Annotated in this window: 9 protein-coding genes and 2 pseudogenes; 5 read left to right on the top strand and 6 right to left on the bottom strand. The window is 68.3% G+C overall.

Going from position 1 to position 12,576, the window contains the following annotated elements; translation table 11 throughout:
* The first annotated feature begins 42 nt into the window (after positions 1-42).
* Both ACQEV2_RS09515 and ACQEV2_RS09510 read left to right on the top strand, forming a co-directional pair.
* Positions 43-1,180 (top strand): annotated as a pseudogene (locus ACQEV2_RS09515) (pectinesterase family protein).
* Positions 1,181-1,182: 2 nt separating this feature from the next.
* A complete protein-coding gene (locus ACQEV2_RS09510; protein WP_433038582.1) occupies positions 1,183-2,223 on the top strand; it encodes a pectinesterase family protein in 1,041 nt (346 codons plus the stop codon).
* Between the two features lie 87 nt (positions 2,224-2,310).
* Here the strand turns inward: ACQEV2_RS09510 and ACQEV2_RS09505 are convergent, their stop codons facing one another.
* Positions 2,311-2,523 (bottom strand): hypothetical protein, encoded by a 213-nt coding sequence (locus ACQEV2_RS09505; RefSeq protein WP_433055234.1) that lies wholly within the window; start codon positions 2,521-2,523, stop codon positions 2,311-2,313.
* 6 nt (positions 2,524-2,529) lie between these two features.
* Between ACQEV2_RS09505 and ACQEV2_RS09500 the strand changes: the two genes are divergently transcribed.
* Positions 2,530-3,315 carry an HAD family acid phosphatase gene (locus tag ACQEV2_RS09500; protein WP_433054303.1) on the top strand — a complete coding sequence of 262 codons (786 nt, stop codon included), beginning with the start codon at positions 2,530-2,532 and terminating at the stop codon, positions 3,313-3,315.
* Positions 3,316-3,322: 7 nt separating this feature from the next.
* Here the strand turns inward: ACQEV2_RS09500 and ACQEV2_RS09495 are convergent, their stop codons facing one another.
* The gene (locus tag ACQEV2_RS09495; protein ID WP_433038580.1) at positions 3,323-5,521 is read right to left on the bottom strand and encodes a family 43 glycosylhydrolase; all 2,199 of its coding nucleotides are present in this window, start codon (positions 5,519-5,521) and stop codon (positions 3,323-3,325) included.
* A 237-nt stretch (positions 5,522-5,758) separates the two neighbouring features.
* Here ACQEV2_RS09495 and ACQEV2_RS09490 point away from each other — a divergent pair, with 237 nt between their 5' ends.
* Complete coding sequence (locus tag ACQEV2_RS09490; RefSeq protein ID WP_433038578.1) at positions 5,759-6,913, top strand: right-handed parallel beta-helix repeat-containing protein; 1,155 nt, start codon at positions 5,759-5,761, stop codon at positions 6,911-6,913.
* Positions 6,914-7,206: 293 nt separating this feature from the next.
* On the opposite strand, the pseudogene ACQEV2_RS09485 reads toward ACQEV2_RS09490, so the two are convergent.
* The 3 genes and pseudogenes from ACQEV2_RS09485 to ACQEV2_RS09475 all read right to left on the bottom strand — a co-directional run bounded on the left by ACQEV2_RS09485 (position 7,207) and on the right by ACQEV2_RS09475 (position 9,396).
* Positions 7,207-7,898 (bottom strand): annotated as a pseudogene (locus ACQEV2_RS09485) (pectate lyase).
* Positions 7,899-7,984: 86 nt separating this feature from the next.
* The gene (locus tag ACQEV2_RS09480; protein ID WP_433038575.1) at positions 7,985-8,830 is read right to left on the bottom strand and encodes a hypothetical protein; all 846 of its coding nucleotides are present in this window, start codon (positions 8,828-8,830) and stop codon (positions 7,985-7,987) included.
* A complete protein-coding gene (locus tag ACQEV2_RS09475; protein ID WP_433038573.1) occupies positions 8,827-9,396 on the bottom strand; it encodes a SigE family RNA polymerase sigma factor in 570 nt (189 codons plus the stop codon). The genes ACQEV2_RS09480 and ACQEV2_RS09475 overlap by 4 nt, the downstream gene beginning before the upstream one ends.
* Before the next feature lie 249 nt (positions 9,397-9,645).
* Here ACQEV2_RS09475 and ACQEV2_RS09470 point away from each other — a divergent pair, with 249 nt between their 5' ends.
* Entirely contained in the window at positions 9,646-11,097 is a 1,452-nt protein-coding gene (locus ACQEV2_RS09470) for an NCS2 family permease (RefSeq protein ID WP_433038571.1), read from the top strand.
* A 2-nt stretch (positions 11,098-11,099) separates the two neighbouring features.
* Here ACQEV2_RS09470 and ACQEV2_RS09465 read toward each other — a convergent pair whose 3' ends face one another.
* Positions 11,100-12,545 (bottom strand): peptidoglycan D,D-transpeptidase FtsI family protein, encoded by a 1,446-nt coding sequence (locus tag ACQEV2_RS09465; RefSeq protein WP_433038569.1) that lies wholly within the window; start codon positions 12,543-12,545, stop codon positions 11,100-11,102.
* Positions 12,546-12,576 lie beyond the last annotated feature (31 nt).

Below are 12,576 nucleotides of genomic sequence, written 5' to 3'. Positions count from 1 at the left end.
ACCCCGACACCCCGAAGAGCCGCACCGCGAAGGAGCACCCGCATGCCCTCGCCCCACCGCCGACTCCCCCTGTCCAGAAGGGGATTCCTGACGGCGGGCGCCTCCGTTGGCGCCGCGCTCGCCCTCTCGCCGGTCCCCGCGCGGGCCGCCGGCCACGCCAGGACCTGTCCCTTCGGCCGCTACGGATCACCGGCCGCCCGCCTGACCCCGCGGACCCTGTACGTCGACCCCGCCGGCCAGGGCGACTTCACCACCGTCCAGGCCGCCGTCACCGCAGCGAGCGGCAGCGGCTGGACGCTGGTCCTCGCGCCGGGAACGTACCGCGAGACGGTCGCCGTCGACGTGACGCGTACGGAGATGATGTGGCTCGGCGCCAGCGGTGACCCGCGCGACGTCGTCATCTTCTACGACAACGCCGCCGGCACCCCCAAGCCCGGCGGCGGCACCTACGGCACCACCGGCTCCGCCGCCACCCTCGTCCAGGCCGACGGCTTCACCGCCCGCGCCATCACCTTCGCCAACGACTGGCTGCGCGCCGACCACCCCGGCATCAGCGGCACGCAGGCCGTCGCCCTCAAGGTGCAGGGCGACCGGTCCGCGTTCCACCACTGCCGGTTCCTCGGCCACCAGGACACCCTGTACGCCGACTCCATGGCCCTCGGCGTCTTCGCCCGCCAGTACTTCTCGCACTGCTACGCGGAGGGCGACGTCGACTTCGTCTTCGGGCGGGCCACGGCCGTGTACGAGCACTGCCACTTCCGGACCCTGACCCGGACCGACCTGGCGTCCGCTCCCTACGGCTTCGTCTTCGCACCCTCGACGGCCGCCGCCAACCCGCGCGGCTACCTGGTGACCCGGAGCCGTATCACCAGCGAGGCCCCGGACGCCTACTACAAGCTGGCCCGCCCCTGGGTGCCCAGCTCCGATCCCACCGCCCGCCCGTCGCTCACCGTCCGGGAGACCTGGCTGGGCCCCGGCATCGACGCCGTCGCGCCCTACACCAACATGTCGGACAGCTTCCCGTGGCAGAACCCAGCGCTTCACCGAGTACCGCAACACCGGCCCCGGCGCGGTCGTCACCGTCCCCGAGAACCGGCCCCAACTCGCCGCCGAGCAGGCGGAGTCGGTGACCCGTGAGGCGTACCTGGGTGACTGGCAGCCGTGGAAGGAGGCGTGCTGACCATGCGTAGGCGCGCTTTTCTCGCGGCTGGGACGGGCCTGGTCGTCGCCGGGGCCACCCCCGCCTTCGCCGCCGGGTCCCGCCGTGTCCTGCACGTCCGCCCCGGCGACTCCGTCCAGGCGGCCGTGGACGCGGTGGACGGGCCCGGCTGGACGATCGTCCTGCACCCGGGGACGTATCGCGAGGTCGTGAAAGTCCCCGCCGAGAGGGCCGAGTTGACACTGCGCGGCGCCACCCGTGACCCGCGCGACGCCGTGATCGTGTACGACAACGCCAACGGCACCCCCAAGCCCGACGGTTCGGGCACCTACGGCACCGCGGGCTCCGCCACCTTCACCTCGGCCGCACCCGGACAGACGGTCCGCGATCTGACCCTCGCCAACGACTGGCTGCGCGCCGACCACGCCGACATCACCGGCACACAGGCCGTGGCGGCGTACGTCACCGGTGACCGGTCGTCCTTCGAGAACGTCCGGTTCCTCGCCCACCAGGACACCCTCTTCGTCGACACGACCGCGCTGGACGCCTTCGACCGGCAGTACTTCCACCACTCCTTCTCCTCCCCGGTCACCGTCGAGCACACCTGGGCCTTCGGCAACGGCAAGAACCGCTGGGGCGACTCCGCCTTCGCGGGCGACGGCAACGGCTACAAGCTCGGCGGCGACGGGGAGACCGTGGCGCACCTCGTGAACAACTCCGCCGCCTGGGACAACGCCGGCAACGGCTTCACCGAGAACAGCAACAAGGGCGCCATCGTCATCAACCGGACGACCGCCTACGCCAACGCCAAGTGGGGCTACTGCTTCGCCACGGGCGCGGCCCGGCTCGGCAAGAACCTCGCCGTGAGCAATGGCAGCGGCCTGGTCAGCAAGGGCTCGTCGGTGGTCTCGTCCGGCAACAACTGGGACTCCGGGATCGCCACCCCGGCCTTCCGGTCCACGGACGCCTCGACCACCTACAACGCCCGCCAGTCCGACGGCTCCCTGCCTGCGACGACCTTCCTGACCACGGGGAGCACGACCATCGGGGCGACGATGGACTGAGCTGTCGTGTGACGGCCTGTGACAGACGAAGCGGGCCGGAGGATCGCGTCCTCCGGCCCGCTTCACGGGGCAGCCGTGTGCCTGCCGTCAGTCCCGGCGGATCAGCTCGGGGTCGATGCGGCGGCCGACCAGAGGGAGGGTGCCGATGATCGCTACGGCGAGGACGCCGAGGGCGGAGACCAGCAGTACAGGCACGCCCGCGCCGTCCCAGAAGATCTCGCCGCCGCCCGTGACCAGATAGGCGGTCTCGGCCAGCTTGCCCGCGACGAGGGCCAGCAGCAGGCCGATCGCGAGCGGCATAAACCACTGCGTATCGCGGCCGTCACCGCCGCCTGCGCCGTCGCCGGTGCCGCCCTGTACGGTGCCGGCGCGGCCACGGCCGGACAGTCGACCGCGAACAGCACCAACGAGCCCTACAACATAGGGCTGCTGGTCAAGGACATGGACAGTTACTACGGCACCACCCTCGACACGAACGGTGTCTACCAGGCGTCCGCGGACAGCCCGTACGCCAAGGACCTGGCGAAGATCGACAAGGACGCCCGGAAGTACATCGACAAGGCGGCCCGCAAGGCGCTGCACAAGGGCGAGAAGCCGGCCGTCGTCTTCGACATCGACGACACGCTGCTGCTCAGCCTCGACTACGAGAAGAAGACCAACTACACGTACAACGGCACTACTTGGGCCGAGTATGTGAACAAGGCCGATCGCCCGGCCGTCTTCGGCAGCCCCGAGCTCGTGCGGTACGCCGAGAAGAAGGGCGTCGAGGTCTTCTACAACTCCGGTCTGAGCGAGGCCCAGCGCTCCGCCGCCGTCGAGAACCTGAAGAAGGTCGGCGCCGATGTGAACCTCGACGCCGACCACATGTTCCTCAAGGACAAGGCGAACCCGCCGGCCTATCTGGGCGAGTGCGCCACGCCGGGCACCTGGACGTGCACGACCGTGCAGTACAAGTCCGGCACCCGGCAGCACATCGAGGACGGCCTCGGGTACGAGATCATCGCCACCTTCGGCGACCAGTACAGCGACCTCGAGGGCGGCTTCGCGGACCGGACGTACAAGCTGCCGAACCCGACGTACTTCGTGAGCTGAGCGAGCGTCACCGCCGCACCGGCTTGATCCCCTCCAGGCTGGGAACCACCGGCTTGATCGAACCGTCCGCCGCGAACTCCAGGCGGTCGATCGTGGTTTCCCGGTGCATGCCGTCGCCGCCCGGCTTCCCGGGTCCGTTCAGTGCGAACCGGTGGTAGACGATGTACCAGTCGTCCGTGCCGGGCACGTTCACCACGGAATGGTGGCCGGTGGCGAGGATGCCGTACTCGGGACGCTTGGACAGGATCGTCCCCTTCTTGGTCCAGGGGCCGAGCGGGGACGGTCCCGTCGCGTACGCCACGTGGTAGTTCTCGCTGCGGGTGTCGTCCTCGGACCACATGAAGTAGTACGTGCCGTTCCGCTTGATCACGAAGGAGCCCTCGCGGAAGTTGTCCGGGGTGATGTCCCGTACCTGCGAGGCGTCGTACGACACCATGTCGTCGTTCAGCGGGACCACGTACCCGTGACCGTTGCCCCAGTAGAGGTACGACGTGCCGTCGTCGTCCGTGAAGACCGCCGGGTCGATCATCTGGCCTTGGAGCGAACCGACCTTCGCCACCAGCGGCTTGCCCAGCGCGTCCTTGAACGGGCCCGCCGGGGAGTCGGCCACCGCCACGCCGATCTGCTGCTCGGCGCAGAAGTAGAAGTAGTACTTGCCGTCGCGCTCGGCGATCGCCGGGGCCCAGGCGTACTTGTCGGCCCAGCTCACGTCCGGCCCCAGGCCCAGGATCACCCCGTGGTCCTTCCAGTGGACCAGGTCCTTGGACGAGTACGCCTTGAAGTTCGTCCCGCTCCAGCCCTGGAGGCCGTCCGTCGTCGGGAAGATCCAGTACTCGCCGTTCAGGTAGTGCACATCCGGGTCGGCGTTGAGGCCCGGCAGGACGGGACTGCCGGTCCGTACCGCCTCGACCGTCCAGGTGCGCCGCGTGCCGTCCGCCGCCGTCACCGTGTACGTCTGCGGCTTGCGGAAGTCGCGGCGAGTACCGGACCTCGGGCTCACCTTCGCCCCTTCACCCACCCACAACCTCGGGGCCAGCCGCGTGAGGTCGGCGTCCGGCCGCATCGGCAGGACGACCTTCGACGCGCTCTCGGTGACGATCGCGTACCCCTTCTGGTCCTTCGCCGTCGCGTCCACGACCGAGGTGGGGCTCGCGGGATACGCGGCGAGCAGCCGGTCGTACTCCGCCTGCGTCACCGGGATCACCGTGCCGTGCCGGGGGCTGGCCGGCAACTGGTAGTTGGTGGAGGGGGTCCACTTGCCGGAGTCGAGGTCGGTGGTCTCGAAGGGGATGTAGCCGCGGCCGCCGTATTCGTCGATGAACAGGTACCACTTGTCCTCGGTGTTCGACTTGAACACCGTCGGGCCCTCACCCCGGTCCATCGCGCCGCTGCCGATGCAGTCCGCCACGAAGTCGTACTTCGTCGAGGTCAGCGACGTCGACTTCTCCCCGGTGATGAACTTCGCGCAGGGGCTGGAGGAGGCCGGGTCCCGCTCGTCCTTGGTGTAGCGGTAGTACGTGCCCTTGTGTTCGACGACCGTCGAGTCGATGACCGAGTAGCCGGGGTCGTTCCAGACCTTCGGCTCGCTGAAGGTGCGGAAGTCCTTCGTGGTCGCGTACAGCATCTTGTTGTACGTCGATCCCGTGTGGTCGGGGTCGTCGGCGGCGTACAGCTTCGACGCCCAGAAGACGACGTACTCACCGAGGCCGGCGTCCCAGTAGGCCTCGGGCGCCCAGGTGTTGCCCGCGTTGTCGGGGGAGACCAACACCTGCCGCTGGTCGGTCCAGTGGACCAGATCGGTGGACTCCCAGACCATGATCGACTTGCTGCCGTGCCGCTGGACGTGGTCCCAGCTGCCGCTGCTGTTCCGGTACATCCGCAGGTCCGTGGCGATCATGTAGAACTTGTCGCCCTCGGGGGAGCGGATCACGAACGGGTCGCGCAGCCCCTTCTCGCCGATCGTGGAGGTGAGGACCGGCTTGCCGGCGTTCAGCTCGCGCCAGTGGAGCGGGTCGTTGCCGCGGCTGAGGGCGTAGCGGATCTGCTCGCCGTCGGCGGTGCCCTCGCCGGTGAAGTAGGCGAAGAGGTAGCCGGCGTACTTCGGCTGGTTCACGGGTGGTGCTCCTGAGTGGGCGGAACCGGGTGGGGCGGTGAGGAGGGCGAGAAGCAGCGAGAGACAGGCGACGAGGAGGATGCGTGGGCGCATGTCAGTCCTGTGTGAGTGTGGGGGTTCCTGTTGGGTGATGTGCGCCTTCGGAGTCTCGCCAGCGGGAATCAGCACGTCAATCGGTGGGTGCGGGATGAGCGTCGGCGAAAGTTTCGCTTGTTTTCGGTGAGGTGCGGCAACCTTCGCGGCCATGGCGGCGACCGGATGGCAGAAGCGGGCCGGGGCGGCCCCTCCGGCCCGCTTCGTCCGCCCAGGGACCCAGGAGAGGAAGACCCCGTGCGTCTGAGCACCGGCCGTCACCGCAGGACCCGTACTCTCTCCATCGCCGCGGCGATCGCCGTCGCCTCGGGAGCGGGCGGCGTCCACCTCGGCCTCTCCGACGGCGGTGCCGAGGCCGCCTCGACGACGGTCACCGTGTCCAGCACCGCTCAGCTGGAGTCGGCCGTCAAGAACGCCGCCGCGGGTACGACGATCCAGGTGCGCGGCGGCACCTACCGGCCGACGGCCACCCTCAAGTCCACGGCGAACGGCACGAGTTCGGCGCGGATCACGCTGCAGGCGTACGGCAGCGAGAAGGTGAGGATCGACGGGTCCGAGCTGCCCGACGGCTCCTGGCTGGCCGGCATCTACGGCGACTACTGGACCGTGCGGAACCTCACCTTCGTCAACTCCCCGGCGCAGGGCTTCGTCGCCACGTCGTCTGTGGGCGGCGTCTTCAAGAACCTGGTCACCGCCGACAACGGCGACTCGGGGTTCACGCTGCGCGGCGACGGTACGACGAACAACCTCGTGCAGAACCTGGACAGTTACGGCAACTACGACCCCCCTGGACACGGCCAGAACGCCGACGGGATCGCCATCAAGTTCGGCTCCGGGACGGGCAACGTCGTCGACGGTGCGCGTCTGTACAACAATTCGGATGACGGGATCGACCTCTGGCAGTTCTCCACGGCCGTCACCATCAAGAACTCGTGGGCCTTCGGCAACGGCAGGAACCGGTGGGGCGACTCCGCCTTCGAAGGCAACGGCAACGGCTTCAAGCTGGGCGGCGGCGGGGCCTCGGTGGCCCACAAGGCGCAGAACAACGCCGCCTGGGACAACACCCTGCACGGCTTCACCGAGAACTCCAACACCGGCGCGATCGTCCTGTACCGCAACACGGCTTACTCCAACGCCGAGTCGGGGTTCTACTTCGCCACCGGTAAGGCGAAGCTCGCCCGCAACCTTGCCGTGAGCAACAAGAAGGGCCCGTCCAAGCTGGGGTCGTCGACGGTTTCCGCGGCGAACAACTGGGACAGCGGGGTGTCCACCCCTTCCTTCAAGTCCACGGACGCCACAACGGCGTACGGCGCCCGCGAGGCGGACGGCACGCTGCCGGCGACGACGTTCCTGACGACGGGCTCCACCGCCATCGGCTCCACGATGAACTAGCTCTCAGGCACAAGACGAACGCCCCGCCGATCGTCATCGGCGGGGCGTTCTTGTCGCCGGCCCGAGGGGGGCTCCAGCCGGCGCTGCTGACCGAGGGGGGCTCAGGTCAGCAGGTCCAGGGAATCTTCAGGACGTTGTACTGGGTCGTGTCCGTCTCCACGCACTACTTCCGTCTTCCACGCACTACTAGGGACGTAGAACGTGAACATGTGGTTGTTTCCGCGGTACGAAACCGTGGGGGGCGGTGTGCGTGCTCACAGGCCGTGCTCCGAGGGAGGTCATTGAACGTTCACTCACTGGTACGTGATGTCAGATGACGAGAACTTGCAGGAGGTTCCGTCCGGACCGGTGCCGAGTTCCTTCGGTTCCTTGCCGCTGCTGTTGCCCTGGAAGCGGGTGCAGGTCTTGATCTTCTTGCCGCTGTCGCCGTGGACGCGGATCTTGCGCAGGGCGGCCGTGTCGCCGTAGTTGGAGTTGATGCCGACGATCGACTTGCCGGGCGCGGTGACGTCCACGTCGTTGATGATGACCGTGCGCTTGTACTGCGTCGAGCAGTTGCCGCAGGAGCGCACCAGCTTGCCGAAGTTCTCCACCTGGAACTTGGAGACGACCAGCTTCCCGGCGCCGTTGAACTGCAGCACCTTGTCGTCGGCGTTCTTCGCGCCACCGCCGTACACCGTGTACACGGCCGACGACGACTTGCCCTTGAACGTCGCGGCGTCCTCGCCGACGTCCAGCCACCATACGTTCTGCAGCGTGCAGGAGCCGAGGCAGTGGACGCCGTCCGCGGCCGGGGTGCCGATGATCATGTTCTTCAGGACCGCGCCGTCGGCCAGGAGGCGGCCGCGCCGGCCGAGGACAGTAACGACGTGGTGGTGACGATCGCCGCACCGGTGATGCCGAGTGCGGAGACCCCGGCGATCACCGCCCGCCGCTTGGTGACCTTGCGACGGTGACGGACGCGCTGTCCAGACTGTGCTGTCATGAACCGTTTCCTTGCGTGGAGGGGGATCCTTGCGTCTCCTGGTCGCCACGCGTGTGGAAAGGGTTGCCGGTCCGGAAGGATTTTCTTTACGAGTCCCCGTCGGACGTCGAGTCGTCGTCACCGTCGTGCGACGCGAAGTCGCCCGCGACGGACAGCTGCTCGCCGCCCGCCGTGGCCGTCATCGCATAGCTGTCGTCCTTGGCGTCCCGGCCGCCGCGCTCATGGTCGTACTGCCCCGCGAACACCCACTCGCCCGGACGGACCGTACGGCCCTCCTTGAGCACCCAGGTGTAGACGACGAAGCCGTCCTTCTCCTCGACCGTCAGCGTGAAGTCGTCCTCCGGCAGTGAGCGCCAGGCGCCGGTCGAGGTGACCCCGCCGGTCTGGGCGACCTTCAACCGCACGGTGAGCGCGGTGAGTTGCTCGCTCGTCCTGAGGGTCAGATTGCTCTGCGCCCAGAAGTCGTTGCTGTGCGGGTCCACCGAGCCGTCCGACCACAGCGGGCCGTCCTCCTCGCCCTTGGCGGCGGGCGGCCGTGCCGGGGCGGTCGGCTGCGCCGGCGCCCCGGTCGTCTCGCGGGACTCCGGTGTGTCCTTGGGGGTCGGGGCGGGCGGAACCGGGGCGCGGCTCGTCGCGTCCGGCGACGGGGTGGGGGTCGGCGACGTGGCCACCGTCTGCTGCGGGGTGTCCTCCTTCACGGCGGACGCCACCGCGTAGCCGCCGACTGCGAGGACACCGGCCACCGCGGCCGTGGCGGTCGCCACCCGGAACCAGCCGTAGACCGGCGGACGGGTCGCCCGGTGGTCGGGGCGGGTCTGTTCGGCCATGCCGCGCTCGATACGCGCCAGGATCCGCTCGCGGTGAGGCTCGTGCGCCTCGGCCGCCTCGTGCAGCTTGGCGCGCAGTTCGTCGTGCACGTCCCGCCGCATCATCGGTTCCTTCCTCCGGCGTTCCCGGTGCGGGCCATCGCCGCCGCGTGCACCTTGAGCGGAGCGCCCTGCGTCCCGAGCAACCGCTGCAGCTCGGCCATCCCCTTCGAGGTCTGGCTCTTCACCGTACCGACCGAGACGCCGAGGGCGAGCGCGGTGTCCTTCTCGGAGAGGTCGAAGGCGTGCCGCAGCACCACACAGGCGCGTTTGCGGAACGGAAGTCTACGCAACGCCTCCTGGACGTCGACGACACCCGCGACGTCCGGGTTCTCGGCCTTCTCCTCACGCTGCGACCAGAACAGGGCGATCCGCCGCCGTTCCCGGACCGCGCTGCGGATCCTGGTGCGGGCCAGGTTGGCCACGACCCCGCGCGCGTACGCCACCGGATGGTCTGCCGCGCGCACCCGGTCCCAGCGGTGCCACAGCGCCAGCAGCGCGTCCGCCGCCAGATCGTCGGCGGCGTCCGCCTCGCCCGTCAGCAGATGGGCCAGGCGCGACAGTTCGGCGTAGTGGCGCTCGAAGAAGGCGTGGAACTCCACGGAGGCGGCGTCGTCGACGACTGTGCCCACGGGCGACCCCTCCTGCCTGTGCGTGTCATGTGAATGACATGTGCTTGTCCGGAGATCATCCGGGCGAGATGCGGAAGCGTAGCAGCGATCGAGTGCTTGGTTCGTACGAGGCTCCGAACATCGTGTGGCAGGCCGTACGTTGAGCGGCGCTGATTCCGTAACACGGAGAAAACCTGAAACGGGTTCAACGCGGGAACAATCCAGCCAGCATCCGCACACCGATCAATCAGGCACCAAGGAGCAACCGTCATGTCCGAGTCCCAGAAGGTGGCCGACCGGTCAGATGCCACGCCACCGGGCGTGAACAGCGTCGACCGGTTCTTCAAGATCTCCGAACGAGGGTCCACCTTCGCCCGTGAGATACGCGGCGGCTTCGCCACGTTCTTCACGATGGCCTACATCCTTGTCCTGAACCCCATCATCCTCGGCAGCGCGAAGGACAAGTTCGGCCACCAGTTGGATGCCGTCCAACTCACCACCGCCACCGCCCTGGTGGCCGCGGTCATGACGATCATCATGGGCGTCGGCGGCAACCTGCCGCTCGCCCTCGCCGCGGGCCTCGGCCTGAACGCCGTCGTCGCCTTCCAGATCGCCCCGCTGATGTCCTGGGACGACGCGATGGGCCTGGTCGTCCTCGAAGGCCTGCTGATCTGCGTGCTCGTGGTCACCGGTCTGCGCGAGGCCGTCATGCACGCCATCCCGCAACCGCTCAAGCAGGCGATCAGCGTCGGCATCGGCCTGTTCATCGCCTTCATCGGCTTCGTCGACGCCGGATTCGTCAGCCGCATCCCGGACGCCGCGAACACCACCGTCCCGGTTCAGCTGGGCGGCACCGGCCAGCTCACCGGGTGGCCGATTCTCGTCTTCTGCCTCGGAGTTCTGCTGACGATCGCGCTGCTCGCGCGCAAGGTCAAGGGCGCCATCCTCATCAGCATCGTCACCATGACGGTCGTCGCGATGATCATCAACTCGATCGCCGACATCAAGGCCTGGGGGCTCACCACGCCGGCCTGGCCCGACAAGGTGGTCGACACCCCCGACTTCGGACTCATCGGCGACTTCAGCCTGTTCGGCGCGTTCGGTGAGACCACTGCCATCACCGTCGTCCTGCTGATCTTCACGCTGGTCCTGTCCGACTTCTTCGACACGATGGGCACAGTCGTCGGCATCAGCGCGGAGGCCGGTCTCCTCGACGATCAGGGCAAGGTGCCGAACCTGGGCCGCGTGCTGCTGATCGACGGTGCGGCGGCGGTCGCGGGTGGCGCGTCGTCGTCTTCTTCCGCCACGTCCTACATCGAATCGGCGGCGGGGGTCGGTGAGGGCTCGCGTACGGGCTTCTCGAACCTGGTCACCGGTGGTCTGTTCGGCCTGGCGTTGTTCCTGACGCCGCTGCTGACGATCGTCCCGCTGCAGGCTGCCGCCCCGGCCCTGGTCGCCGTCGGCTTCCTGATGATGACCCAGGTCAAGCACATCGACTGGGACAAGTACGAGATCGCCATCCCCGCGTTCCTGACCATCGCCGTGATGCCGTTCACGTACTCCATCACCAACGGCATCGGGGCCGGGTTCCTCGCCTACGTCGTGATCAAGACGGTGCTGGGGAAGGCGAAGGACATCCACTGGCTGCTGTGGGGGACCTCGGTGCTGTTCCTGGTGTACTTCGCGATCGACCCGATCGAGCAGGTATTGGGCGTCAAGTAGCCCTAGTTCTCGAGTGCCGCCTCCATGACCTTCCGGGCCACGGGGGCGGCCAGTCCATTGCCGCTGACCTCCGACCGCGCCGCGTCCGACTGCTCGACCACCACCGCGACCGCGACCTCCTTGTCGCCGGCCTTCGCATACGACGTGAACCAGGCGTACGGCGTCTTGCTGTTGTTCTCGCCGTGCTGGGCCGTGCCCGTCTTGCCGCCCACGGTCGCGCCCGGGATCTGGGCGTTCGTGCCCGTGCCCTTCTCGACGACCGTCCGCATCGCCGACTGGAGCTGCTCGGCCGTGTCGGAACTGACGATCTCCTCGGTGCCGGCGTTGTCGTCGTAGTTCTCCAGGACGTTTCCGCCGCCGTCGGTGATCTGCGACACCATATGCGGCGAGACCAGCTTGCCGCCGTTGGCTATGGCGGCCGACACCATGGCCATCTGCAACGGGGTCGCGGTGACGTCGAACTGGCCGATGCCGGACAGCGCGGTCTGCGCCTTGTCCATGTCCGTCGGGTACACGCTCTCGTACGCCCGCACCGGCACGTCCTGCTCGTCGTCGTTGAAGCCGAACTTCTCCGCCATCGCCCTGACCTTGTCCTGGCCCAGGTCGACGGCCATCTTCCCGAAGACGTTGTTGCACGAGTACTGCAGGGCCACCCGGATCGAGGCGTTCTCACAAGGGGCGGACGGGTTCTCGTTCGTCAGCTTGCTGCTCGACTGGGGCAGGGGGTACGGGTCCGGGCTGACCGTCTTCTCGTCCACCGAGGAGACGAGACCGTCCTCCAGCGCGGCAGCGGCGACGACCAGCTTGAACGTCGAACCCGGCGGCAGCGGCTGGCGCAGCGCGCGGTTCGTCAGCGGCTTGTCGGCGTCCTTGGTCAGCTGCTTCCAGGCGGCCGAGTCGCCCGTCGTGATCTTCGACGGGTCGTACGACGGAGTGGAGACGACCGCCAGGATCTTCCCGGTGGCGGGGTCGATCGCGACGGCGGCGCCCTTCTTGTCGCCGAGCGCGTCGTACGCCGCCTTCTGTACGTCCGGGTCGATCGTCGTGATCACATTGCCGGGCTCGGACCGCTTGTTGGTGACGGTGTCCAGCACGCTCTTCAGACGGTTGTCGGTGCCGTCGAGCAAGTCCTGGTAGATGCCCTCGAGCTGGGTGGCGCCGAACGCCTGTGAGCTGTACCCGGTGACGGCCGCGTACAGCGAGCCGTCCTTGTACGTCCGCTTGTACGCGAGGTCGCCGCTCGTCGTGCGCGCCGAGCCGGTGACCGCCTCGCCGCCCACGACGATGTTGCCGAGCGGCTCGCTGTACAGCGCGATCGTGTTCCGCCGGTTGTCCTTGTCGTCCGCTAGGGCCTGGCCGTCGTAGAACTGCACCCACGTCGCCCTGACCAGCAGAGCGAACACGAGCAGCAGCGCGAAGACGGACGCCCGCCTGATCGTCTTGTTCATCCCACTCGGGAGGACGATCGGGATGGGGGCA

Origin of the sequence: Streptomyces sp. CA-251387, assembly GCF_050936625.1 — a bacterium.
Classification (GTDB): Bacteria; Actinomycetota; Actinomycetes; order Streptomycetales; family Streptomycetaceae; genus Streptomyces.
Note: the sequence above shows the minus strand (reverse complement) of the source record. Positions and strands in the feature narration are given on the sequence as shown.

What these genes read in the sequence shown, in the direction of transcription:
- ACQEV2_RS09480 (WP_433038575.1), bottom strand. Translation starts at nt 8,830, where the DNA reads ATGATGCGGCGGGACGTGCACGACGAACTGCGCGCCAAGCTGCACGAG.
- ACQEV2_RS09505 (WP_433055234.1), bottom strand. Translation starts at nt 2,523, where the DNA reads ATGCCGCTCGCGATCGGCCTGCTGCTGGCCCTCGTCGCGGGCAAGCTG.
- ACQEV2_RS09510 (WP_433038582.1), top strand. Translation starts at nt 1,183, where the DNA reads ATGCGTAGGCGCGCTTTTCTCGCGGCTGGGACGGGCCTGGTCGTCGCC.
- ACQEV2_RS09465 (WP_433038569.1), bottom strand. Translation starts at nt 12,545, where the DNA reads ATGAACAAGACGATCAGGCGGGCGTCCGTCTTCGCGCTGCTGCTCGTG.
- ACQEV2_RS09495 (WP_433038580.1), bottom strand. Translation starts at nt 5,521, where the DNA reads ATGCGCCCACGCATCCTCCTCGTCGCCTGTCTCTCGCTGCTTCTCGCC.
- ACQEV2_RS09470 (WP_433038571.1), top strand. Translation starts at nt 9,646, where the DNA reads ATGTCCGAGTCCCAGAAGGTGGCCGACCGGTCAGATGCCACGCCACCG.